Here is a 25,443-nt window from a genome sequence, read left to right as displayed (position 1 = left end):
TTATGAAAAATAGACAGCTCAACCGATGCTATTACTTGGGCATCACTTCACGTAAAACCAAACCAATATCAGCTAAACTTTTCACCGTACGTACACCTGCAGCTTCTAGAGCCGCAAATTTATCTTCTGCGGTTCCTTTTCCACCTGAGATAATTGCACCAGCATGCCCCATGCGTTTACCTGGAGGTGCCGTAACTCCTGCAATATAAGAGACAACAGGTTTTGTGATATGTTGTTTAATATAAGCTGCTGCATCTTCTTCGGCGGTACCGCCAATTTCACCAATCATGACAATGGCATCTGTTGCTGGATCTTGTTCAAACATCGCGAGGATATCGATAAAACTTGATCCCGGAATAGGATCACCGCCAATACCAACACACGTTGATTGACCGAACCCTTCATCTGTTGTCTGTTTAACCGCTTCATAGGTCAATGTCCCAGAACGAGACACAATACCCACATTACCCGCTTTATGAATATGACCTGGCATAATGCCAATCTTACACTCATCAGGAGTAATCACCCCCGGACAGTTAGGGCCAATCATGCGAACACCGGCCTGATCTAGACGTACTTTTACATCCAGCATATCTAAGGTTGGGATACCTTCGGTGATCGTAACAATAAGTTCAATGCCAGCATCAATGGCTTCTAAGATGGCATCTTTACAAAATGGCGCAGGAACATAAATAACGGTTGCCGTTGCGCCAGTTGCTTCAACAGCTTCTCGAACTGTATTAAAAACGGGTAAGCCTAAATGTGTGGAACCTCCTTTACCTGGTGAGACGCCCCCCACCATTTGAGTTCCATAAGCAATAGCTTGTTCAGAGTGAAATGTTCCTTGGCCTCCGGTAAAGCCTTGGCAAATAACTTTGGTGTCTTTATTGATAAGAATTGACATTATTTGCCCTCCGCTGCTTGAACCACTTTTTCGGCCGCTTCTGTTAGCGATGTTGCTGCAATAATATTTAATCCGCTCTCGGCCAATTTTGCCGCACCGAGCTCAGCATTATTCCCTTCAAGACGTACAACGACTGGAACTTTTACACCAACTTCAGCAATTGCACCAATAATACCCTCGGCAATCAGATCGCATCGGACGATACCACCAAAAATATTTACCAATACGGCTTTAACATTACTGTCTGAGAGAATAATTTTAAACGCTTCTGTTACACGCTCTTTGGTTGCACCACCGCCAACATCAAGGAAATTAGCAGGTTGTCCACCATGGAGGTTAACAATATCCATTGTCCCCATAGCAAGACCTGCACCATTTACCATACAGCCTATATTGCCATCGAGTGCTACGTAGTTAAGTTCCCATTGAGCGGCATGTGCTTCGCGCTCATCTTCTTGTGAGGGATCGTGCATTTCACGTAACTTAGGCTGACGGTACAAGGCGTTTGCATCAATATTGATCTTACCATCAAGACACAATAAGTTGCCGCCACCAGTAATAACTAACGGGTTAATCTCAAGAAGCGCCAAGTCATAATCTGTAAACATTTTACCTAGCCCTAAAAAGATCTGAGTAAATTGCTTAATTTGATCGCCAGTTAAACCCAACTTAAATGCTAATTCACGACCTTGATATGCTTGAGGACCAACAAGAGGATCAATTGCAGCTTTATGAATAAGCTCTGGAGTCTCTTCTGCAACTTTCTCAATTTCAACGCCGCCCTCTGTTGAGGCCATAAATACAATACGTTGAGAAGCGCGATCAACCACAGCTCCTAAGTACAACTCATTGGCGATATTTGATGCTGCTTCAACTAGAATTTTTGAGACAGGTTGCCCATTAGCATCTGTTTGATATGTGACTAAATGTTTACCTAGCCATTGCTGAGAAAATGTTTTGATGCCTTCTTTGGTTTCGTGTAACTCGACACCACCGGCTTTTCCTCGACCACCAGCATGAACCTGGCATTTTACAACCCATTTCTCACCACCAATTTTACCCGCAGCTTCTGCCGCTTTTTGTGGTGTACTACACGCGTAACCTTCTGGGACAGGCAGACCATATTCAGCGAACAGCTGCTTTGCCTGATATTCATGCAAATTCATAATGTTCTATCCATTGTTATCGGTCTCTTTATTGGGAGACTCGTTATTTCCATATAGCGTACTCTTTTGGTACACCTTCGTCATTCTCTGCTAGAAAAAAGCCAAACGTGAGCATGCGTTTGGCTTTATTTTATCCGTTAAACATCAAGGAGTAGACGCGTCGGATCCTCAAGCAGTTCTTTAATTGTTACTAAGAAACCGACTGACTCACGACCATCAACCAAACGATGATCATAAGACAGTGCCAAATACATCATTGGCAGTATTTCTACTTTACCATCAACCGCCATTGGACGATCTTGGATTTTATGCATACCCAAAATAGCCGCTTGTGGTGGGTTGATAATTGGCGTTGACATTAATGAACCAAACACACCACCGTTAGTAACGGTAAAGTTACCACCAGTGAGCTCATCCACTGTCAGTTTGCCATCGCGACCTTTAATCGCAAGATCTCGAATGCCCTTCTCAATTTCAGCCAAGCTCAATTTATCGCAGTCACGAAGCACTGGTGTCACTAAGCCGCGAGGGGTTGAAACCGCAATGCTAACATCAAAGAAGTTGTGATAAACAATGTCATCACCATCAATAGATGCATTCACTTCTGGATAACGTTTAAGCGCTTCCACAACCGCTTTAACATAGAAAGACATGAAACCTAAACGAATACCATGACGCTCTTCAAACACATCTTTGTACTGTTGGCGAATATTCATAATTGGCTTCATGTTAACTTCATTAAATGTCGTTAACATCGCCGTACTATTTTTAGCTTCAAGCAGACGCTCAGCAACACGTTTACGCAAACGAGTCATTGGTACGCGCTTTTCACTACGATGCGATAGAGGTGCTTCTTTTACTTCTACCGTCGTATTCACTACAGCAACTGGCTGCTGATTTTTCAAATAGTTATCAACATCTTCTCGCGTAATTCGTCCACCGACACCAGTACCTGGAACTTGTTTTGCTTCAAGGTTATGCTCGGCAAGTAGACGACGTACTGCGGGACTTAACGCTTCACTATTTTCTTCGCTTAATGCCGCTGTATTACGTTTATTTGGTGACGCTTCAGCACCTGCAGGCACATCAACTGTTGGCTCACCCGCTACTGCGTTTACTTTTAAGCGACCAATAAGTTGTTTGGTTAATACGGTTGTACCTTCATCTTCAATAATTGCTTCAAGTACACCACTTTCAGGCGCTGGTACTTCTAGTACAACTTTGTCCGTTTCGATATCAACTAGAACCTCATCGCGCTCAACCATATCACCAGGTTTTTTATGCCAAGTGGCTACCGTTGCATCTGCTACAGATTCAGGTAAATCGGGAACCAGAATTTCGATTGTCATATCGTGATTGTCCTTTTTGTTCCAGCTCTTACTAAAGCTCTTTTTGTTCGACAGTTAACGCATCTTCAACTAGCGCTTTCTGTTGTTTTAAGTGTACCGACATATAACCTACTGCAGGCGATGCAGATGCAGGGCGTCCCGCATAAGTCAGTTTAGCGCCAGCCGGAATTGCGGCATAAAAGTTATGTTGGCTACAGTACCACGCACCTTGGTTTTGTGGCTCTTCTTGGCACCAAACATAATCGGTTACATGAGCATAAGGAGCCAAAAGCTCTCTCACTAACTCCAATGGGAAAGGATATAGCTGCTCAATACGAATGATTGCAACATCCGTCTGTTCATTCTTACGACGTTGCTCTAGCAGATCGTAATACACTTTACCTGAACAAAAGACGACACGTTTTACTTGAGTTGGATCTAATGCATCCACCTCATCAATAGCTGCTTGGAATGTGCCATTAGCAAGTTCATCCATAGTCGAAATACATAATGGATGACGCAATAACGATTTAGGCGACATAACAATCAGCGGACGACGCATTGGGCGAAGTACTTGCTGACGCAGCATGTGATAAACCTGAGCCGGTGTCGATGGCACCATCACTTGCATGTTTTGCTCAGCACACAGCTGTAAATAGCGTTCTAAACGGGCAGATGAGTGTTCCGGACCTTGACCTTCATAGCCATGAGGTAACAGCATGGTTAAGCCGCACATACGACCCCACTTCTGCTCGCCTGAGCTAATAAATTGATCAATAACAACCTGCGCACCATTGGCAAAGTCACCAAACTGCGCTTCCCAAATAGTCAAACCACGAGGTTCTGTCGTCGCATAGCCATACTCAAAGGCAAGTACGGATTCTTCTGATAATACCGAATCGAATACTTCAAATGCACCTTGCTTATCATGCAAATGCGCTAATGGTACATAGATACTGGCATCATTTTGATTATGTAGAACTGAATGACGATGGAAGAAAGTACCACGACCAGAATCTTGACCAGTAATACGAACTCGACGCCCATCATCAACTAAGGTTGCATAAGCTAAGGTTTCTGCCATGCCCCAATCAACTGGCTTTTCGCCTGCAATCATTGCTAAGCGATCGTTATAAAGCTTATCAACACGGCTATGCAGTTTATGGCTTTCAGGATACTGACATAAGCGAGTCCCTAAATCGGTTAACCGCTTAATATCAACTTTGCTATTCCACTCAGTGGTCCAATCGTGGCCTAAATAGGGAGCCCAATCCACCGATTGCAGCTTCATTGGTCGCCACTCTTTCACCACACACTCACCACGGTCAAGCGCATCACGATACTCATTAACCAGTTCAGTTGCGGTATCTAAACCAAAGACACCTTGCTCGGTTAAGTAATCGGCATAAAGCTTACGTGGCGTTGGATGCTTTTTGATCTTTTGGTACATCAGAGGCTGAGTTGCATTTGGCTCATCAGCTTCATTATGACCATGACGGCGATAACAAACCAAATCAATCACGACATCGCGCTTGAACTCATGGCGGAAATCAAATGCTAAGCGTGTAACAAAAGCAACGGCTTCAGGATCATCGGCATTTACATGGAAGATTGGAGCCTGAACCATCTTGGCAATATCGGTACAATATTCGGTTGAACGCGTATCGTGCGGATTTGATGTTGTAAAACCAATTTGGTTATTCACAACAATACGAACTGTACCACCCACTCGATAACCACGAGCCTGTGACATATTGAAAGTTTCAGCAACCACACCTTGACCTGCAATCGCAGAATCGCCGTGAATAGTAATTGGTAATACTTTGCTTCCTTGATGATCCCCTAGGCGGTCTTGACGAGCACGAACTGACCCTACGACCACAGGGTTTACAATTTCAAGGTGAGATGGGTTAAATGCCAAAGCTAAGTGAACATCACCACCAGGCGTTGCAAAATCGGCGGAGAAACCTTGATGGTATTTCACATCTCCGGTACCCCAACTTTCACCATGCTTACCTGCAAATTCGTCAAATAAGTCCTGTGGTTTTTTACCCAACACGTTAACCAACATATTGAGTCGACCACGGTGGGCCATACCAACAACAACTTCTCGAACACCTTGGCTTCCCGCATGGCGAATCAACTCTTTCACCATAGGGATTAGAGCATCACCACCTTCAAGCGAGAAGCGTTTAGCTCCTGGGAATTTAGCGCCAAGGTAACGCTCCAAACCTTCAGCAGCGGTCAATTCTTCAAGAAAACACTTTTGCTCATCTTGACTGAACTCATCATGCCCCAACACAGATTCCAAACGCTGTTGAATCCAACGTTTTTCTTCTGTATCAGTAATATGCATGTACTCAGCACCAATGGAACCACAATAGGTCTGTTTTAGCGCTTCATAGATTTCAGAAAGCTTCATGGTTTCTTGGCCAACGGCAAAGGAGCCCACATTGAAACTTTGATCGAAATCTTCTTCCGTTAAATTATGAAACTCAGGAGCAAGATCAGGCACACGCTCTTGTTGCCACAATCCTAATGGATCGAGGTTTGCGTGTTGATGTCCACGGAAACGGTATGCGTTGATTAACTGCAACACTTTTACCTGTTTCGCATCTTCATCCGGATCTGTCACGGTAGTACTTAAAAAAGTTGTTTCTTTAGCAAGTCGACGGAAGTAGTCTCGAACGCGGGAGTGTGGTTGTTCTACCGTTGTTTGATTAACAACAGGTAGCGCATCAAACACATTTCGCCACTGTTCATCGACTAACTCTGGATCGCTAAGATACAACTCGTAGAGATCTTCTACATAAGCCGCATTGGCGCCAGCTAAATGAGAAGACTCCAACCAGGCCTTCATCACGCCATTCTGCATTGTTTTCCCTTAACCACTAGTTATCGCAACGCCTCGGTCTGTGCCGAGATAAAAGCTGACCATCTGTTGCAGGCCAGCATATCGATAATTCTTATCTTTCAATATGATTGGCAAAAATCATATCACTATCATGCCATAATATTTCTAAACCCTATACTGCTCTCTTTAACAGCATAGATTTTATGTGACCTATCGCTTTTGTGGGGTTTAATCCCTTAGGACAAACATTTACACAGTTCATTATGCCATGGCAACGAAAAACGCTAAACGCATCATCCAATTCCGATAATCTTTCATCAGTTGCTGTATCTCGACTATCGATTAACCAGCGATATGCTGCCAATAATCCCGCAGGACCGATAAATTTATCAGGATTCCACCAAAAAGAAGGACAAGATGTTGAGCAACACGCACACATAATGCATTCGTACAATCCATCTAAATGCGCTCGTTCTTCTGGAGATTGCAAATGCTCTCGAGCAGGAGGGATCCCCTCATTCATCAGAAACGGTTTAACTTTGGCATAATTACTGTAAAACTGTTCCATATCAATAATTAAGTCTCGAATAACCGGCAATCCTGGTAATGGACGAATAACAATTGTACTTTGCGTCATTAAAGTCGACAGTGGCGTAATGCAAGCAAGCCCATTCTTTCCGTTCATATTGATGCCGTCAGAACCACAAACCCCTTCTCGGCACGAACGGCGAAAAGCAATACTTGGGTCCTGCTCTTTTAATAGAATTAATGCATCAAGCACCATCATATCGGTTCCTTCTGGTACATCCAGTGTGTAACCTTTCATATGCGGTGCATCATCAATATCAGGGTTGTAACGATAGATAGAAAAATTCAGTTTCATCTCTCTACCCTCCCTTAATATGAACGAACTTTTGGTGGAAATGCTTCACGATGAATTGGCGTCATATTTACCGCGCGCTGAGACATCGATTCTGTCTCAGGATTATAAATGGTATGACAGAGCCAATTTTCATCATCTCGCTCAGGGAAATCAAAACGAGCATGAGCTCCTCGACTTTCTGTACGATAATTTGCAGCCACAGCGGTAGCCATTGCTGTTTCCATCAAGTTGTCTAATTCTAAGCATTCAATTCGCTGAGTATTAAATTCAGTCGATGTATCATCAAGACGAGCTTCGTTTAAGCGTTCTCTAATCTGTTTTAACTCTTTGAGCCCTTCAGCCATTGCTTCCCCTTCTCTAAAAACAGAGAAGCTATTTTGCATGCACGTTTGCAGATCTTTGCGAATCTGAACTGGGTCTTCACCTTGTTGGGTCCGATTCCAACGGTTTAATCGACTTAACGATGCTTCAATATCAGAGTCGGTAGCAGGGCGAGCTTCTGTTTGAGCCAGCAAGGTTTCGCCTAAATGCAGCCCTGTTGCACGACCAAACACCACCAAATCAAGTAGTGAGTTACCACCTAATCGATTCGCGCCATGAACCGAGACAGATGCGATTTCACCACAAGCAAATAGCCCTTGAACATCAACATCTTGCCCCGATGCATTTTGCTTAATGGCTTGTCCTGATACTTGGGTCGGAATGCCTCCCATCATATAATGACAGGTAGGAATCACAGGAATCGGCTCTTTAACTGGGTCAACATGAGCAAAGGTTCGCGATAATTCACAAATACCGGGTAAACGCGACTCCAAAACTTCCTTACCTAAGTGATCAAGTTTCAACTTAATATGCGGTCCCCATGGGCCATCACAGCCTCGACCTTCTCGAATTTCAACCATCATAGAACGGGCGACGACATCACGACCTGCAAGATCTTTTGCGTTAGGTGCATAACGCTCCATAAAGCGCTCACCATCTTTATTGAGCAGGTAACCACCCTCACCGCGACAGCCTTCTGTAACTAACACTCCAGCCCCTGCGATACCAGTTGGGTGAAATTGCCACATTTCCATATCCTGCATAGGGACACCAGCTCGCAATGCCATACCAACACCGTCACCTGTATTAATATGAGCATTGGTTGTTGAAGCGTAAATACGACCCGCGCCTCCAGTTGCTAAAATGGTAGCCTTTGATTTGAAATAGCAAATCTCACCGGTTTCCATACAAAGAGCAGTACAGCCTAAAATGGCACCATCTTGATTTTTAACCAGATCAAGCGCATACCATTCTGAAAAAATTGTTGTTTTATGTTTAATATTTTGCTGATACAAGGTATGAAGTAAGGCGTGGCCGGTACGATCCGCGGCGGCTGCTGTACGAGCTGCTTGCTCACCGCCAAACTCTTTGGATTGGCCACCAAATGGACGTTGATAAATAGTCCCATTATCAAAACGAGAAAATGGTAATCCCATCTTCTCAAGCTCAATGACTGATTTGGGCCCATTTAAACACATATACTCAATGGCATTTTGATCACCAATGTAATCAGAACCTTTTACCGTATCGTACATATGCCATTGCCAGTTATCAGGATGAGAGTTTCCTAATGCAACAGTGATCCCGCCTTGAGCTGAAACGGTATGAGAACGTGTCGGAAACACTTTTGATAATAAAGCGCACTTTAAACCTTGCTCTGATATCTGAAGGGCTGCTCGCATACCCGCTCCCCCAGCACCAATCACAACAGCATCAAATTCACGAACTGAGATACTCACTTACACACCCCACACAATAAAAAATCCAGAAAACAGGTACACCAGCAGTAGAGCAATCACAAAAAACTGCAATCCAGCCCTTAATCCGGCAGGTTTAATGTAGTCAGTCAATACTTGCCAGATCCCAATCCAGCCATGAATTAAAATGGAAAAAAGAGCTAGCATAGTGAAAACTTTTGTTGATAAAGCGCCCCAAAATTCGAGCCAAACAGCATAGGTAATGGGAGGACCAAATAACAAAAATCCAACTAGATACAGTGTGTAGAGGGTTAATATCAAGGCAGTTGCACGGACTAATATAAAATCATGTACGCCGTTACGGCCAAAACTTGAAACTTTACTTACCATACAATCACCACTGCAATTAATGACAAGACAGCTGTTACTGCAAAGCCAACTTTTGCACTGGCAATTCCCGCAGACATTTCTTCACCAAATCCCATATCCATCACAAGATGACGAATACCTAGCACAAGGTGATAAAACAGCGCAGTAAGAATTCCCCATAGAATAAATTTCACCAAAAAGCCATCAACTATCTGGCTTGCTGAAGTAAATCCTGCAGGAGAAGATAACGAAACGTTGAGTAGCCACAGCAAAATAGCGATGGCAACAAAGGTAATTACACCGCTAACACGATGCAATATAGAGGCGATGGCCGTTATAGGAAAACGGATCGTCTGTAGGTCGAGGTTGACTGGTCTGACTTTCTTTACTTTCACTTTCTGCTCACTCAGCTCCATTGAGCTTTTTATAGTAATAAAAAACCTCTGGAATGAACGCCTGAGCCGAAAACATAAGAGTAACAAAAATGCAACCTAAACAAGGTATTCTTTAATGAAAACAGAAGTATCTTGCTGGCCTAAGTTACTTATTTTGTTGAAAACTTAGGTTACTTGCTCTGGCTTGAGCTTACCAGAGATCTACCGCGAGTATACAATCTGTAACATTTAAAAACAATTCTTGTTACATGACCTCAAACACATTTCACAATAAAACTTACTTAAAAGTTAAAACTTATAAACAAGCGCACACATAGACGCACAAAAATTGACAATTAGCTCTCTCAGCGGTACAACAAATGTACATCCGTGTGGATTTAGGATTATAAAAAGCAAAGGAGATTGTTATGGCAGATAAGAAAGCTACTCTTCATATTGAAGGGCAGGCACCAATTGAACTGCCGATTATTGAGGGAACTCAAGGTCCTGCTGTTATTGACGTTCGAACATTAGGTGCTAACGGTTATTTTACATTTGACCCAGGTTTTCTAGCTACTGCCTCATGTGAATCTCAAATTACATATATCGATGGCGACAACGGTATTTTGCTACACCGTGGCTTTCCAATTGATCAGCTAGCCAATCATGCTGACTATTTAGAAGTCTGCTACATTTTGATATACGGTGAAGTCCCTACACGAGCAGAATACGAAAAGTTCCGAACTACGGTAACTCGTCATACGATGGTGCATGAGCAAATTGCTAGTTTCTTCCATGGTTTTAGACGTGACGCCCACCCAATGGCCGTTATGTGTGGTGTGGTTGGCGCTTTAGCTGCCTTCTATCACGATGCCTTAGATATCAATAACGACTACCACCGAGAAGTCACAGCATTCCGCCTCCTATCAAAAATGCCAACCTTGGCGGCAATGTGTTACAAGTACTCAATCGGTCAACCGTTTATCTATCCGCGTAATGATCTTGATTACGCCGAAAACTTTTTACATATGATGTTTGCAACGCCGTGTGAGGAATATGAAGTTAGCCCTGTGGTTGGCCGTGCGTTAGATAAAATCTTTATTCTTCACGCCGATCATGAACAAAACGCATCAACTTCAACAGTACGTCTAGCCGGCTCTTCTGGTGCAAACCCATTTGCTTGTATTGCTGCAGGTATTGCATCTCTCTGGGGACCTGCTCATGGTGGGGCAAATGAAGCCTGTCTCAAGATGTTAGAAGAAATTGGTAGCGTAGATAATATTCCAGAATTTATTGAGCGCGCCAAAGATAAAGATGATCCATTCCGCTTAATGGGCTTTGGTCATCGTGTTTACAAGAATTATGACCCACGAGCGACAGTAATGCGTGAAGCGTGTCATGATGTACTCAATGAGCTTAATATTGATGATCCACTACTGGATGTGGCGATGGAGCTTGAGCGTATTGCGCTTTCTGATGAATACTTTGTAGAGAAAAAACTGTATCCAAATGTTGATTTCTACTCAGGTATTATTCTAAAAGCCATTGGTATTCCAGTTTCTATGTTTACGGTTATTTTTGCAATGTCACGCACCATTGGCTGGATTGCTCACTGGAATGAAATGCATGGTGATCCAACCAACCGTATCGGCCGACCTCGTCAGCTTTATACTGGCGAAGATCAACGTGAGTTTAGTCCAATGCATGAACGTGAGTAGCGAGTAGCGAAAGATTACAGCTAGCTCTAAATAAATAGAAAAACAAAGCCTAGGAACTGGATAATTTCTTAGGCTTTTTCCGTTAATTATTACACTGGATTATTCACATCAATAAACTGAACATCAAAACCATGCTCTTGCGCCAGCCACTCACCCAGTGCTTTCACACCATAACGCTCGGTGGCATGGTGGCCTGCGGCAAAGTAATCAATGCCCATTTCACGAGCGGTATGAGTTGTACGTTCTGATACTTCACCAGAGATAAAAGCGTCAATTCCTTGCGAGGCCGCCAGCTCAATATAGTCTTGACCACCACCAGTACACCACCCAACCGTTTTAATCAATTGTGATTGGTTACCACTAATATAAAGAGGCTCACGCTGCAATGTCATCGCGATACGAGCGGCAAATTCACTGGCTTCAAGCGGTTGTTCTAATTCGCCATAAAGTGCAATTGAGCGAGGATTATCCTGCTCTAAGCCACCAATAATATCAATGCCAAGTAATTGAGCTAACTTAACATTATTACCAACTTGCGGATGTACATCGAGAGGTAAATGATATGCGTATAGATTGATGCCATTTTCAATCAGCGCTTTGATACGGCGATACTTCATACCACGAAGAGGAGCAGGCTCTCCTTTCCAGAAAAAACCATGATGGACCAATAAGGCATCGGCATTCTCTGCAATCGCCAGATCGATCAATTCCTGACAAGCAGTAACGCCTGTAACAATCTTTTTAATTTCTGACTTGCCTTCGACTTGAAGACCATTTGGGCAGTAATCATTAATTAATTGAGGAGAAAGGAAATCATTCAGTAGACGTTCTAATTGGATGTTATTCATGATCAATCCTAAATATTAAGTAACAGATTAATCATACTGGTTTACACAATAAAATACAGTATCAACTAAGACAAACCATCCAAGCAAAAAGATAAAGCCACATTTATACTCAAGTAACTTCAATATACCCAAGTAACTTCAAGATAGATGTGGCTATAACCGTTATAACTGGTAGTCGATATTAGTAGAGCTCACTTGCGCCATGCTCTGATAATTTTAACCACACAGGCTTCGTACTGGTTTTTACCCAATAACGGTGCAAATAACTGTAGAATCGTGAGCGTCGGGAATGAGATAGACACGCCATTACAGGAAATGAAACAATACCTGCAACAAGAACAAAAATTCGGCGTAAAATAATATTCACAATAGAAAATGGCGTAAACATTGTATTCCCCTCAACTGGTCTAACCTCCAATTACTGTAATGGAATGCGTGTATTATTACTACAGATTTTTGCTGAAAATAGCGCCTATCTGTGCAAAAATTCTTTACGAGAATGAAATAATGTCATTAATAAACAATATTGAAAATTCAATTCAGAAGTTCGATACGGATATTCGGGCAGTAATGGCGCTCCCCTCTCTGTTATCAGACCACGTCAATTATGTTGATAACCAGTGGCTAAAGCATTTTTTCCAAACGGCAGTAAAACCAACATGGAGTAGATATGAAGGAAATCGGAGACTGGGGTTTTATTATCAATGGTTGTGGCGTCAATTCATCTTGGCTCACCCTCAATATGAACTCATTGCCGAAGAAATTCAGATATATCAAGATAAACAGACACTTGGAGCTATCGATTTTCTAGTTCGAGAAAAACAAACCCAGCAAATTGAGCATTGGGAAGTGGCTATTAAATTTTATCTACAGCATAAAGCACAGTGGCTCGGTCCAAATGCAAATGATCAGCTAGAGAAAAAAACAGCACGAATGGTATCTCACCAATTGCTACTGACTGAACAACCGGCTTATCAACAGCAATGGCAAACTCAATTTGGGCAACCAGAGGTTAAGCGTCTTATTATGCAGGGTCGACTCTTTACCTCAAAATCAACGCAAATCAAAGCACCAGATATCAACCCTAATTGTGCCAAAGGGCTCTGGTGTTTTGCCGAACATGCTCCTGCTCATTTACGCTTTTTTGATAAATCAGAGTGGCTTTCACCTCCGCGATATCAAGCCCTAAAACCTCAAAGCAACCATAATCCACTCACCCATCCAACTCAGGCGATAGATGAAAACAATCAAATTTGGTTTGTTATGCCCTCATACTGGCCAAACTCAAAACCATAGCGTGATATTTGTTTATTCAACTACAAGGCCATCTGTTGTAACAGTTATAAAAAAATACCCCAGCAGCTCTTAACTACTGGGGTATTAAATAGATATCTTTTACCTAAGATTACGGCAAATTAAAGACCTGCGTCAGTAAATACCTTGCTAACAATCTCTTGTGCTTCTTTTTCGATAAGGGCTAGGTGCTCTTTACCTTTAAAGCTTTCACAGTAGATTTTGTAGATATCTTCAGTACCTGATGGGCGAGCTGCAAACCAACCATTTTCAGTCGTCACTTTAAGACCACCGATAGCAGCGCCATTACCAGGAGCATGAGTTAAACGCGCAGTAATTACGTCTCCAGCTAATGTTTCAGCAGCAACCATTTCTGGTGATAGCTTACTCAATACCGCTTTTTGTTGTTTGTTTGCTACAGCTTGCAGACGGCTATACTCAGAAGCGCCATGTTTAGCCGCTAATTCTTCATAGTATTGCTGTGGGTTCTTACCTGTTACCGCTGTGATTTCGGCTGCTAATAGGCACAGTAAAATACCGTCTTTATCTGTTGACCAAGGTGTACCATCCATACGTAGGAACGATGCCCCGGCACTCTCTTCGCCACCAAAGCCAAGTTCACCAGAGTACAATCCATCAACAAACCACTTAAAGCCTACTGGTACTTCACATAAAGTACGACCAAGATCTGCAACCACACGGTCAATCAACGCACTTGATACCAATGTTTTACCAACAGCAACACCATCAGCCCACTGAGCACGATGACGGTATAGGTAATCAATACACACTGCTAAATAGTGGTTTGGATTCATTAAACCTGCTGGTGTCACAATACCATGACGGTCATAATCAGGGTCGTTACCAAAAGCAAGATCATACTTGTCTTTATACTCAAGCAAACCGGCCATCGCATATGGCGATGAGCAGTCCATACGAATCACACCATCTTTGTCTAATGACATAAAACGGAATGATGGATCAATCGACTCATCAACTAACGTGATGTTTAGATTGTAGTGTTTTGCAATTTCACGCCAGTATTCAATACCCGAACCACCTAGAGGATCCACACCAATAGTTAAGTTCGCATTTTGAATTGCAGCCATATCGACTACATTGACAAGATCTTCAACATAAGGCGTAACCAAATCACGCTCTTCTACTAAATCACTGGCTAGCGCTTGTTCAATAGCAATACGCTTCACAGCTTGCATACCACCAGCAATAATTTCGTTTGCTCGTGATTCAATCGCCGTTGTCAATTCGCCTTCAGCAGGACCACCATGTACAGGGTTATATTTAATACCGCCATCTTGAGGTGGGTTATGAGAAGGTGTAATAACAATACCATCAGCTTTTTCTGCCGATGCTTTGTTGTGACATAGAATGGAATGAGATACACCCGGTGTTGGTGTGTAGCCATTGTCTTTCTGAACAATAACCTTAACGCCATTAGCAACCAGTACTTCAAGGGTAGAGATAAATGCAGGTTCAGATAATGCGTGAGTATCTTTACCTAAGAAAAGAGGACCTGTCACGCCATGTGCTTGACGAACCTCTGCTACCGCTTGAGCGATTGCCCAAATATGGTGTTGGTTGAATGTTCCTTTATTGGCTGTACCGCGGTGGCCCGAAGTACCAAATTCTACTTTCTGTGCCGCATTATCAGCACTTGGTTCAATCAGAAAGTAGTTTGCAACTAACGCAGGGATATTAATCAAATCACTTTGTTGTGCACGCTGACCTGCTCGATCATGAATAGCCATATAATTAACGAGTCCTTGTGAAATAAAAAAGGAGGGCTAAAAGCCCCCATTAAATCTCGCCGCAAACTTTATCAACGATGTCTTGAGCAAAGCCCATTTTAACCATGAGTTGGTCAATCATCTGGCGTTTACGGTCGGTATTGGTATTGGTGATCACCCAAAATGGTGTGCCAGCAATAGCTTTTGGTTTTGTAGTTTTACCACTCGCCAGTAATGTTGCTTCATCTTCAGCAAAATAAACACGAGTACGACCTTTGATGGCTGCCGCTTCTGTAAAACCTTTAGAATCGATTCGATAAAGGGACGACAGAATCAACATAAAGCGACCAATGGCCTTTTCCTGTGCGGCAAATTCATCAGAAATCAGTAGTGATCGCATTTCTTTTACACGATCTAACTGGGGTTCATTTCCTGCGTCTTTGCTTACTACAATACCACGAGGACGTACAGGCATAACCACTTCAGGTTGTGGCTGGTACTGAGTATCAGGCATCATAAGCAAGCGACGTAAGATATCAGATGCACTTTCACCGATATGTTGAGTTTGACTCGCAATAAAACGGTATAGCTCTTCGTCTACCTCAATAGTTTTCATCGTTGTCTTCATTATCGTTCCGTTTAAAATCTCATGCGATTATAACCTGATCCGAGGTTATACTCTACGGTAAATACCATAACAAATAAGAGAAAATTGTCAGTGAAGTTACATTACCACGCAATTGGGGATGGTTACCCGATCATTTTGATCCACGGTTTATTTGGCAGTGGCGATAACTTAGGTTTAATTTCTAGGGCATTGAAAGATAAATATAAAGTGATTAACGTTGATCTACGCAATCACGGTTTATCGCCTCATAGTGATCAGTTTACTTATCAGCAAATGGCGCAAGATGTACTCGATATGATCGATGAATTATCAATCGATCATTTTGCAGTAATCGGACATTCAATGGGTGGAAAAGTCGCCATGTCGCTTACAGAATTGGCATCTGATCGCATTGATCATTTGGTTGTTCTTGATATTGCACCTGTTGCGTATAGTGAACATCGTCACCAAAATGTCTTTGCTGGTTTACGTGAAGTCAGTAACCACATAATCTTAAATCGAAAAGAAGCAGAACAGTATTTAGCGCTTCATGTTCAAGATCCCGGTGTTCGTCAATTTCTGCTCAAATCTCTCACAAAAACAGAGAACGGCTATCAATGGCGTTTTAATGTTGAAGGCCTAATTGCAAATTACCAAACTATTATGGGTTGGCACGACATTACCCCATTTACGGGTAAAACGTTATTTATGAAAGGGCAAGACTCCGAATACATCACACCAGATTATCGAGAGGCTATTATGAGACAGTTTCCGAACGCAAAAGCTCATTTGGTTGCAAATACTGGACACTGGCTTCATGCGGAAAAACCGGAAACCGTCAATCGGGTGATTGAGCAGTTTTTGCAAAAATAACGGGCTAGAAAGACAAGCAAGAGACCGTGAATTGATCTGCAACTCTATGATATAGTGATCCCATTCGAGCTGCGTAAGGATTCGTTATGCTTTATGAGTACATGGATTTACTCGAATCAATCGGATTGGACCTCTTATTTGCCGCTATTTTCTTTTTTATTGGTATGGCAATTAAGGATGTTTTAAAGCAAGGCAAGGTTCCCCCTTTTGGCCGCCGTATTGTCTGGTTAGTGCTATTTTTAGGATGTGCGGGATTTATCTCCAAAGGGATTATTCAACTTAGTTGGGAAGGATCTGGCCTTGGCTAAAATTGCTCGAACAATGAGCAATCAAACGACAAAAGGATCTGCTGCCAGCAAAAAGTATTCAGTTTGTGCAGCAGAAACGATTATCATTGGTACAACATTGAATTCAGCCGTCTTTGTGTACGGTTAAACTACAACAATACAGGTAATCTTTACTATGGCGAGTGTAGGACTCTTCTTCGGTAGCGACACAGGTAATACTGAAGCTGTTGCTAAAATGATCCAGAAGCAACTAAGTGACAAACTGGTTGAGGTTAAAGATATTGCGAAAAGCAGCAAAGAAGACATCGATAACTTTGATCTGCTTATTCTTGGTATCCCAACTTGGTACTACGGTGAAGCTCAATGTGACTGGGATGACTTCTTCCCAGAACTAGAGCAAATCGACTTCTCAACTAAGCTTGTTGCTATCTTTGGCTGTGGCGACCAAGAAGATTACGCAGAATACTTCTGTGATGCGATGGGCACTATCCGTGAAATCGTAGAAGGCCGTGGCGCAACAGTAGTAGGTAACTTCTCAACAGAAGGCTTTGAGTTTGAAGCTTCAAAAGCACTGGTTGATGATAACCACTTTGTTGGTCTATGTGTTGATGAAGACCGTCAACCTGAACTGACTGAACAGCGTGTGACCCAGTGGGTTAATCAGCTAATGGACGAAATGTGTCTATCTGAGTTAATGGACTAATATTCTCCATTCTCAAACCAAGCGCACTAGAGCAAATCAGTGCGCTTTTTTATTATCAATTCTTCTTGATACAACGCACTTCGCCAACATCTACTCTATCCATATCCATTTTGATCTACCGATGTTCAGGCTTCTTACGGACATACAGCGTTCGTTTAACCGTCGAAACCACTTCACCTGCGGCATTATGAACATGAACCACAAACTCAGGGAAATATTTATCACCCTGCTCTGTTGCCTTTTTTATTGCTTCAACACAGCTATCAGAAATAACAAAGTCAGCAAACAGATCACTACAGCCTGGGCGGATAAAATTAATATCGGCCTGTTTATCCCAAACGTAATAGTTAGGGCCTAAGATACCCATAAGCATAAGCGAATAGACAGGATCGGTTAGGGAAAATATACTTCCACCATACTGAGAACGATTGGCATTTTTATTCCACCAGCGCAATTTAAGTTTCATCTTAACAGAGCGGAAATCATCACTGATTGCGACTATCTTAATGCCTGAGCCCCAAAATGGTGGCCATAGATTTAAAGCCAGTTTTACGATGCTGGGTTTATAGTAATTCATTGTGATCCACTCCCTGTCGCACAATGTAAAACATGATACATCCTGATAACAATTAAGCAAACTTCAGAAAATCTACCCAGAACACAGATTAGTTGCTTTTTGAGGTTTAATGTTATCTTATGGTCACTTATAATAAACATTAATGAGAAAGACTACTGCTTCTATTTCGCAGCTAGCCCATAGGAAACTCGAATGTCAGATAATAATCACGCGCTTAAGCAAGCAGGCTTGAAAATTACACTACCTCGTTTGAAGATCTTAGAAGTTCTTCAACAACCAGAGTGTCAACACATTAGTGCGGAAGACCTTTACAAAAAGCTGATTGATATCGGCGAAGAAATTGGTTTAGCGACCGTATACCGTGTTTTGAACCAATTTGATGATGCTGGCATTGTGACTCGCCATCATTTTGAAGGTGGTAAATCTGTGTTCGAACTAGCAACACAACACCATCATGATCACCTTGTTTGTTTAGATTGTGGCAAAGTAATTGAATTCTCTGATGAGCTTATTGAGCGTCGTCAGAAAGAGATCGCAGCACAATACAATGTCGACTTGACTAATCATAGCCTGTATCTATATGGCCACTGTGCAAACGGTGATTGCTGTAAAGACGAGAGCCTGCACGATCAGAAATAATCTACTGCTTTCATAATTCAATAACTAAAGCCAAAAGCTATGCGCTCAACATAGTAAGAAAGAAAGTAGATTCACCTCAAGGACCAGCCTAATTATCGGCTGGTTTTTTATTATCGATCCACAGTCCTAACGCAGCTAGCACCTCTAATAACGGTACTGACTAATCCAATTCTTGTTGTAAAATCCTAGATTTTAAGTATCCAAAAGTTTTGAGTACAAAAAAAGGTGAAGCCAAAGCCCCACCTTCATAATTTATGCTCACTTAAGTGATAAACGATTACTCGTCAGCAATTTTAGCCCAAGTATCACGTAAGCCTACAGTACGGTTAAATACTAGCTTATCTGCACTTGAATCTTTGCTATCTGCACAGAAGTAACCTAGACGTTCAAACTGGTATGCTTGTTCTGCTTGTGCATTAACAAGAGCTGGCTCAACAAAGCCATTCATCACAGTTAGAGATTCTGGGTTAATTACAGAGACAAAATCTTCTGCAGCACCAGGATTTGGTACGGTAAATAGACGGTCGTATAGACGAATTTCAGCAGGTACAGATTGATCTGCAGATACCCAGTGAATTACACCTTTTACTTTGCGACCATCAGCAGGGTTCTTACCTAAAGTCTCATTATCATAAGTACAGTAGATAGTAGTGATATTACCTGCTTCGTCTTTTTCTACGCGCTCAGCTTTAATCACATAAGCACCGCGAAGACGTACTTCTTTACCAAGAACTAGACGCTTGTACTTCTTGTTTGCTTCTTCACGGAAGTCTTCACGCTCAATGTAAACTTCACGAGTAAATGGCACTTCACGGCTACCCATCTCAGGTTTATTTGGATGGTTTGCAATGTTTAGAGTCTCAGCTTCGCCATCGAAGTTTTCGATAACAATTTTAACTGGATCTAGTACAGCCATTGCACGTGGTGCATTTTCGTTTAGATCTTCACGGATACACGCTTCAAGAGAGCTCATCTCAATGGTGTTATCTTGCTTAGTCACACCAATTCGCTTACAGAACTCACGAATAGAGCCAGCAGTATAACCACGACGACGTAGGCCTGAAATAGTCGGCATACGTGGGTCATCCCAACCGTTAACCAATTTATCGGTTACCAGCTGGTTTAGCTTACGCTTAGACATCACTGTGTATTCTAGATTTAGACGACTGAACTCATACTGATGAGGGGTACAGTCGATAGTAATATTCTCTAGAACCCAATCGTATAGACGACGGTTATCCATAAACTCTAGCGTACAGATAGAGTGAGTAATGCCTTCTAACGCATCAGAAATACAGTGAGTAAAGTCGTACATTGGGTAAATGCACCACTTATCACCTGTCTGATGGTGTGTCGCAAAACGAACACGGTATAGAACAGGATCGCGCATAACCATAAATGGAGATGCCATATCGATCTTCGCACGAAGACACATTTTACCTTCTTCTACTTCACCATTTTTCATTTTGGCAAATAGTTCAAGGTTCTCTTCTACGCTACGATCGCGGTATGGGCTATGCTTACCTGGCTCGGTAAGTGTACCGCGGTATTCGCGCATCTGCTCAGGACTTAGCTCATCAACATACGCTAAGCCTTTATTAATTAATTCAATAGCAAACCCGTGTAGCTTATCGAAGTAGTTCGATGAATAGCAAATCTCACCGCTCCACTGAAAGCCCAACCAGTTAACATCGTTCTTAATAGACTCAACGTATTCGATGTCTTCTTTCTCAGGGTTTGTATCGTCGAAACGTAAGTTACATTGACCCTGATAGTCCTGAGCGATACCGAAGTTCAAACAAATAGATTTAGCATGACCGATATGCAGATAACCATTTGGCTCTGGTGGGAATCGGGTATGAACGCTTGTATGTTTGCCACTTGCTAAATCCGCATCGATAATTTGGCGGATAAAGTTAGTTGGACGAGCTTCAGTTCCACTCATCAATAATACCTCGTGTGCTTACAGGATTTTTAATTCAGCCTATGATCCACAAATATGACTCACGACTCAACAAATAGTGTGCATTGTTTTGCGATATGAACAAAAAAACCTCGCAAATGCGAGGTTTAATCATATCAGATTCTGGAATTCGTGCGGAAAAACATTTCCGCACGATAGTTTTTGCTATTTTTTTCCATATTGACTCATAGAAAAATCTAGCATTAGGGGGAATCTTATAGACTCACAACTCGGCTGGTACGTTTACCATCAGCACTTACTGCGCGAACTTCAACTTTACCAGTTACTGTTGGTTTCACTTCATTGTAGTAAGTTACCCAAGTCTTACCAGCATCTGTTGAGTACTGAAGCTTAAGACCTGGCATGCTCACGTTCATGTTTAGCTTACCATCAATAATTTTTGCACCAGGTACTGGGACACGGTATTGAATACCAGCAGCATCCAGTTTAGCCAATTCACGTTGACCCAGTACGTTGGCAAAACGAGTCCAATCGTTATTTAGCGCTTTCTTATTCACTAGATTACTCTTTTGTGAATATTCGACGCCTGTCTTGTATTCATTTTCCCAGCTAGCTTCGTGCCATGCACGCTCTGCAGCTGCAAGTACGCGAGGGAATACCATGTACTCATACTGATCATCAGTACGTACTGTTTCACTCCATAGCTGAGCCGATAGGCCGTAGAAACCTTTCGATTCAGTCGTACCTTTACCAGAGAAACCATTGCCATCACGGTCTACTGAAGTTTCTGCGTTTTGTGGTAAGTTTTCTGGCGCAAAACTAAACATCTTACGAGTATCAGTCGCACGTGTTGCCCAGTAGTAGCCCTTCTCTTGAGGATCCACTTCGTATGGCATATCCATATATACGTAGTCTGGGTTAGATACGATTACGTCATAACCTTTATCAGCCCAATCGTAAGCAGATGCTGTACCACCCCAGTACAATACATCCCAGAAGTTAACGCGTACTTTATCTGTTGCAAACGCTGAAGAATCTTTCGAATACTTCAGGCCATCTTGCCATGCTTGGAAGTGTGGAATGCCTTTACTATTAACAACTTCACTTACTTTCTCAGCAAAGTGGCTTGGTAAATGTGCATAATCAGCTACTTCACCGCTGTCCACTAGCTTCTTACACATTGGTGATTTTTCAAATGGCTTGTTTTCAGCAGACATATCGATGTTGCCTTTCCATGCCACCTTATCGCCAGCGTTAAGATCTTGGAAACCCGCACCTTGCTTGATATTTTTCGCTTCGTCACCACCAAAGTGCCATGTTGTTAGAGGCATACCTGCTTCTTGGTGCATCGCAGCCACTTCTGAAATCACCTTGTTCACGAAGTTCATCGATGAATCCATACATGGGTTGATAAAGCTGCGCTTATCGTAGAACTGAACCGTTGTTACATTTGAAGTATCTTGAGGATCCATCAAACGGTACTCGTTCGCCGCTTCCATATCACCATCAGCCGCTAAACGGTTATAACGCGCTTCCATTGCCACAACAGCAGCACGAGCGTGTGCTGGCATGTCGATTTCAGGAATCACTTCGATACCGCGAGCTTTCGCATATTTCAAGATATCTAGGTAATCTTGCTTGCTGTAGAAGCCAGAACCGAAGTTATTTGCTTCAGGACCAGAACCTAACTGAGGAAGCAAACACGATGTTTCAGAAAGATCATGACAGCGCTTCGCACCAATATCGGTTAGCTCAGGAAGACCAGGAATTTCTAGACGCCAACCTTCATCATCAGATAAGTGCATGTGAAGTTTGTTCATCTTGTAGGCAGCCATCTGATCCAGAGTACGAAGAATCGCTTCTTTACTGTGGAAGTTACGGCCTACATCAACCATGATGCCACGGTAATCAAAACGAGGTGCATCCACAACTTTTAGAGTAGGAATTTCGTTTTGTGTACCTGTGCTCATTAGAGACATCAGAGATTGCATACCGTAGAACGCACCCTCTTTATCGAAACCAAGGATAGTGGCTCCTTTTGGCGTAACATCTAATTGATATGCGCCAGATACTTGGTTTGCTTTTGCAAAGTGCTTAGGTGCTAATTCTACTTTAACTGGGTATGAACCGTTGCTGTTCACACCAAGCATGGTTAAACGTGCTTTTACTGCATTTAGCATATCGCCAGATAACGCCGAGTTATCAATCGCAATACCATTTGTTAGTGATACCGTTTTACCCGTTAGCTTAGTGCTCAATGGAGTTGGAACGATAGTGCCTGCAATTTCTTCTTTAGCAAGTAGCTGTACATCGTTATTTTTATCAAAACGAGACTGCGCAGTAGCTAGCGTGTTGTTATCAGCAGGTACACGTTTCCAATTATCACCATCAATTGGGCTTAAGTAATCTGCTGGATTTTCAGTGTCAGTACTTTTAATTGTTTTTGGCTCTGCTTTGCCTGCTGCAACATAAGCGCGTGGCATGTAATCATTTTCAAACAGAGTCCAGTATTCACCCACGTATGGGATCACAACCGTTTCACCTTCAGCAAAACCATCGAATTTCTCGGTTGGCTCTAGTGTATGTAGGTCACCAGTTACGTGAGTGATCTTAAATTGATCGTTTTGTACATCCAAAATTTGGCGGATGCTGTGGAAATAGATTTTCCAATCTTTGCTTGTTACTTCAGGGCCATTATTAACAAGAGTAAGGTTAATTAGGTCACAAGAAGCCCATTCTGCGCCTAGGTTTTGACATTGTAGACCGTTGTCAGCACCATGGTTCGTTACTACCTTGTAATTAACTTCTAGATTATTCGCTAGGTTATTAACTACAGCTTGATCATTTGTTCCTTGTGAAGCACATCCAGTTACCGCAAGAGCGATAACAGAAGCTAACGCAGATAATTTTAGAGTCATGATATGTTTCCTTGTCTCCCGAGCCCCTAATAATTTAGGGAAATCTAAACCGAGTACTGAAAATAAGGTACTCAAAATCCCGGCCTCTCATTTCGCTTAAGAAATTATGAGAGAGGCCGGTTTATTAAAGTTTTACGGTGTTACAGTTTGTTACTTAAAGAACTTAAGTAATTAAGGCAGTTTTACAGAAGATAGGTCTTCTGCAGGAGAGACTTTCTTCATCTCACCAGCAACGATTTCAGCTAGAGGGCCTAGGATAACCTGTAGGTTGTTAGTACCTAGTTTAACTACACCCATTGCACCTAATGCTTTTAGCGTTTTCTCATCCGCTAGGCTTGAATCTTTAAGAGTCAAACGTAGACGTGTGATACAAGCATCGATGTTTTCTAGGTTGTCACGACCACCAAGAGCTTTGATGTATTGCTTAGCTAATTCACCAGTTTCTGCAGCCGCTGCACCTGAAGTCTCTTCAGCTTCGTCATCTTCACGACCTGGAGTCTTAAGGTTGAACTTAACGATAGCAAAACGGAACACTACGTAGTAGATACAGAAGAAGCCGATGCCTTGGATAATTAGCATGTACCACTGTACCGCTAGTGGGTTACGGCTTGATAGAACCATATCAACTAGACCTGCAGAGAAACCGAAGCCTGCAATCCACTGCATTGATGCTGCAATGTAAACAGATAGACCAGTTAGTACTGCGTGAATTACGTAAAGTACAGGTGCAAGGAACATGAATGCAAATTCTAGAGGCTCAGTAACACCTGTGAAGAATGATGCAAAACCAGCAGCTAGAAGTAGAGATGCTACACGCTCTTTGTTCTTAAGCTTAGCTGTGTGGTACATAGCTAGAGCCGCACCTGGTAGACCGAACATCATCACAGGGAAGAAACCAGCTTGGTACATACCTGTTACGCCAGGAACACCTTTACCGCTTAGGAAGTTAGGAATATCGTTAATACCTGCAACGTCAAACCAGAATACAGAGTTTAGTGCGTGGTGTAGACCAACAGGGATAAGTAGACGGTTAAAGAATGCGTAGATACCAGCACCAACAGAGCCCATACCTTGGATAGTTTCACCAAAGTGTACTAGACCACCGTAGATAGAAGGCCATACAAACATCAGTACGCCAGCAATCACAATACCTGCAACCGAAGTTAGGATTGGAACTAAACGCTTACCGCTGAAGAATGCCAATGCTTTGTGCAATTGAACATCAGAGAAACGGTTGTAAAGTTCAGCAGATACGATACCAACTAGGATACCAACAAACTGGTTGTTAATTTTAGAGAATGCCGCAGGTACTGCACTTGGGTCGATACCCTGAATCTGTGCTACTGCGCCAGGAGCTAGAAGCGTTGTTACCACTAGGAAGCCAACGAAACCAGAAAGTGCAGCTGCACCGTCTTTATCTTTTGACATACCGTAAGCAACACCGACAGCAAACAGTACCGACATGTTGTCGATAATTGCCGCACCAGCTTTAATTAAGAACGCAGCGATTGCACTGTTTGAACCCCAACCTGTTGGGTCAATCCAGTAACCAATACCCATTAAGATCGCAGCAGCTGGAAGTACTGCTACTGGCACCATTAGCGCCTTACCTACTTTTTGAAAATATCCAAGAATGTTCACCCTTAGTTCCCCCTATGGTTTTCTTAGATTCGATATTTGATAACTTTTTT

Annotated in this window: 23 protein-coding genes; 7 read left to right on the top strand and 16 right to left on the bottom strand. The window is 42.5% G+C overall.

Annotation, left to right across the window (positions count from 1 at the left end):
• Positions 1-31 precede the first annotated feature (31 nt).
• From sucD to sdhC, 8 genes are all read right to left on the bottom strand, one after another.
• On the bottom strand, positions 32-904 hold the full coding sequence (gene sucD / locus WAX86_RS04970) for a succinate--CoA ligase subunit alpha (protein ID WP_341489200.1): 873 nt from the start codon (positions 902-904) through the stop codon (positions 32-34).
• Positions 904-2,070, bottom strand: coding sequence for an ADP-forming succinate--CoA ligase subunit beta (gene sucC, locus WAX86_RS04965; protein WP_341489199.1), 1,167 nt, complete (start codon positions 2,068-2,070; stop codon positions 904-906). The genes sucD and sucC overlap by 1 nt, the downstream gene beginning before the upstream one ends.
• Before the next feature lie 137 nt (positions 2,071-2,207).
• Entirely contained in the window at positions 2,208-3,419 is a 1,212-nt protein-coding gene (gene odhB, locus WAX86_RS04960; protein ID WP_154139929.1) for a 2-oxoglutarate dehydrogenase complex dihydrolipoyllysine-residue succinyltransferase, read from the bottom strand.
• Positions 3,420-3,450: 31 nt separating this feature from the next.
• A complete protein-coding gene (sucA, locus tag WAX86_RS04955; protein ID WP_065170232.1) occupies positions 3,451-6,273 on the bottom strand; it encodes a 2-oxoglutarate dehydrogenase E1 component in 2,823 nt (940 codons plus the stop codon).
• A gap of 151 nt (positions 6,274-6,424) precedes the next feature.
• Positions 6,425-7,135, bottom strand: a complete 711-nt coding sequence (locus tag WAX86_RS04950; protein ID WP_005300210.1) for a succinate dehydrogenase iron-sulfur subunit — start codon at positions 7,133-7,135, stop codon at positions 6,425-6,427.
• A gap of 14 nt (positions 7,136-7,149) precedes the next feature.
• Positions 7,150-8,916 carry a succinate dehydrogenase flavoprotein subunit gene (gene sdhA / locus WAX86_RS04945; protein WP_341489198.1) on the bottom strand — a complete coding sequence of 589 codons (1,767 nt, stop codon included), beginning with the start codon at positions 8,914-8,916 and terminating at the stop codon, positions 7,150-7,152.
• Positions 8,917-9,264 (bottom strand): succinate dehydrogenase, hydrophobic membrane anchor protein, encoded by a 348-nt coding sequence (sdhD, locus tag WAX86_RS04940; RefSeq protein ID WP_341489197.1) that lies wholly within the window; start codon positions 9,262-9,264, stop codon positions 8,917-8,919.
• Entirely contained in the window at positions 9,258-9,659 is a 402-nt protein-coding gene (sdhC, locus tag WAX86_RS04935) for a succinate dehydrogenase cytochrome b556 subunit (RefSeq protein WP_044176127.1), read from the bottom strand. The genes sdhD and sdhC overlap by 7 nt, the downstream gene beginning before the upstream one ends.
• 386 nt (positions 9,660-10,045) lie before the next feature.
• Here sdhC and WAX86_RS04930 point away from each other — a divergent pair, with 386 nt between their 5' ends.
• Positions 10,046-11,335 (top strand): citrate synthase, encoded by a 1,290-nt coding sequence (locus WAX86_RS04930; RefSeq protein WP_005300214.1) that lies wholly within the window; start codon positions 10,046-10,048, stop codon positions 11,333-11,335.
• Between the two features lie 89 nt (positions 11,336-11,424).
• Here WAX86_RS04930 and WAX86_RS04925 read toward each other — a convergent pair whose 3' ends face one another.
• Both WAX86_RS04925 and WAX86_RS04920 read right to left on the bottom strand, forming a co-directional pair.
• Complete coding sequence (locus WAX86_RS04925; RefSeq protein WP_138242027.1) at positions 11,425-12,183, bottom strand: Nif3-like dinuclear metal center hexameric protein; 759 nt, start codon at positions 12,181-12,183, stop codon at positions 11,425-11,427.
• A 181-nt stretch (positions 12,184-12,364) separates the two neighbouring features.
• Complete coding sequence (locus WAX86_RS04920) at positions 12,365-12,571, bottom strand: DUF2517 family protein (protein ID WP_065170227.1); 207 nt, start codon at positions 12,569-12,571, stop codon at positions 12,365-12,367.
• 119 nt (positions 12,572-12,690) lie between these two features.
• Here WAX86_RS04920 and WAX86_RS04915 point away from each other — a divergent pair, with 119 nt between their 5' ends.
• Entirely contained in the window at positions 12,691-13,479 is a 789-nt protein-coding gene (locus WAX86_RS04915) for a DUF1853 family protein (RefSeq protein ID WP_341489196.1), read from the top strand.
• A 119-nt stretch (positions 13,480-13,598) separates the two neighbouring features.
• Here the strand turns inward: WAX86_RS04915 and pgm are convergent, their stop codons facing one another.
• Both pgm and seqA read right to left on the bottom strand, forming a co-directional pair.
• The gene (gene pgm, locus WAX86_RS04910) at positions 13,599-15,245 is read right to left on the bottom strand and encodes a phosphoglucomutase (alpha-D-glucose-1,6-bisphosphate-dependent) (protein ID WP_068945965.1); all 1,647 of its coding nucleotides are present in this window, start codon (positions 15,243-15,245) and stop codon (positions 13,599-13,601) included.
• Positions 15,246-15,294: 49 nt separating this feature from the next.
• On the bottom strand, positions 15,295-15,840 hold the full coding sequence (gene seqA, locus WAX86_RS04905) for a replication initiation negative regulator SeqA (protein WP_065170523.1): 546 nt from the start codon (positions 15,838-15,840) through the stop codon (positions 15,295-15,297).
• Between the two features lie 102 nt (positions 15,841-15,942).
• On the opposite strand from seqA, the gene WAX86_RS04900 reads away from it, so the two are divergent.
• The 4 genes from WAX86_RS04900 to fldA all read left to right on the top strand — a co-directional run bounded on the left by WAX86_RS04900 (position 15,943) and on the right by fldA (position 17,694).
• A complete protein-coding gene (locus WAX86_RS04900; protein WP_065170224.1) occupies positions 15,943-16,704 on the top strand; it encodes an alpha/beta fold hydrolase in 762 nt (253 codons plus the stop codon).
• 86 nt (positions 16,705-16,790) lie between these two features.
• Positions 16,791-17,012, top strand: coding sequence for a DUF2788 domain-containing protein (locus WAX86_RS04895; protein ID WP_036764176.1), 222 nt, complete (start codon positions 16,791-16,793; stop codon positions 17,010-17,012).
• Positions 17,005-17,139: a hypothetical protein gene (locus WAX86_RS04890; protein WP_265094721.1), complete on the top strand. Its 135-nt coding sequence runs from the start codon at positions 17,005-17,007 to the stop codon at positions 17,137-17,139. Before WAX86_RS04895 ends, WAX86_RS04890 begins: the two co-directional genes overlap by 8 nt.
• 27 nt (positions 17,140-17,166) lie before the next feature.
• Positions 17,167-17,694, top strand: coding sequence for a flavodoxin FldA (fldA, locus tag WAX86_RS04885; RefSeq protein ID WP_005300225.1), 528 nt, complete (start codon positions 17,167-17,169; stop codon positions 17,692-17,694).
• Positions 17,695-17,809: 115 nt separating this feature from the next.
• Here fldA and WAX86_RS04880 read toward each other — a convergent pair whose 3' ends face one another.
• A complete protein-coding gene (locus tag WAX86_RS04880) occupies positions 17,810-18,271 on the bottom strand; it encodes a DUF4442 domain-containing protein (protein WP_065170223.1) in 462 nt (153 codons plus the stop codon).
• A gap of 192 nt (positions 18,272-18,463) precedes the next feature.
• On the opposite strand from WAX86_RS04880, the gene fur reads away from it, so the two are divergent.
• Positions 18,464-18,910: a ferric iron uptake transcriptional regulator gene (gene fur / locus WAX86_RS04875; protein ID WP_005300226.1), complete on the top strand. Its 447-nt coding sequence runs from the start codon at positions 18,464-18,466 to the stop codon at positions 18,908-18,910.
• Between the two features lie 277 nt (positions 18,911-19,187).
• On the opposite strand, the gene glnS is transcribed toward fur, so the two are convergent.
• The 3 genes from glnS to nagE all read right to left on the bottom strand — a co-directional run bounded on the left by glnS (position 19,188) and on the right by nagE (position 25,393).
• Positions 19,188-20,855 carry a glutamine--tRNA ligase gene (glnS, locus tag WAX86_RS04870; protein WP_065170222.1) on the bottom strand — a complete coding sequence of 556 codons (1,668 nt, stop codon included), beginning with the start codon at positions 20,853-20,855 and terminating at the stop codon, positions 19,188-19,190.
• A gap of 233 nt (positions 20,856-21,088) precedes the next feature.
• Positions 21,089-23,752 carry a beta-N-acetylhexosaminidase gene (locus tag WAX86_RS04865; protein ID WP_341489195.1) on the bottom strand — a complete coding sequence of 888 codons (2,664 nt, stop codon included), beginning with the start codon at positions 23,750-23,752 and terminating at the stop codon, positions 21,089-21,091.
• Between the two features lie 171 nt (positions 23,753-23,923).
• Entirely contained in the window at positions 23,924-25,393 is a 1,470-nt protein-coding gene (gene nagE, locus WAX86_RS04860) for an N-acetylglucosamine-specific PTS transporter subunit IIBC (RefSeq protein ID WP_237033002.1), read from the bottom strand.
• Positions 25,394-25,443: the final 50 nt, after the last annotated feature.

Origin of the sequence: Photobacterium damselae subsp. damselae, assembly GCF_038086725.1 — a bacterium.
GTDB lineage: Bacteria > Pseudomonadota > Gammaproteobacteria > Enterobacterales > Vibrionaceae > Photobacterium > Photobacterium damselae.
Note: the sequence above shows the minus strand (reverse complement) of the source record. Positions and strands in the feature narration are given on the sequence as shown.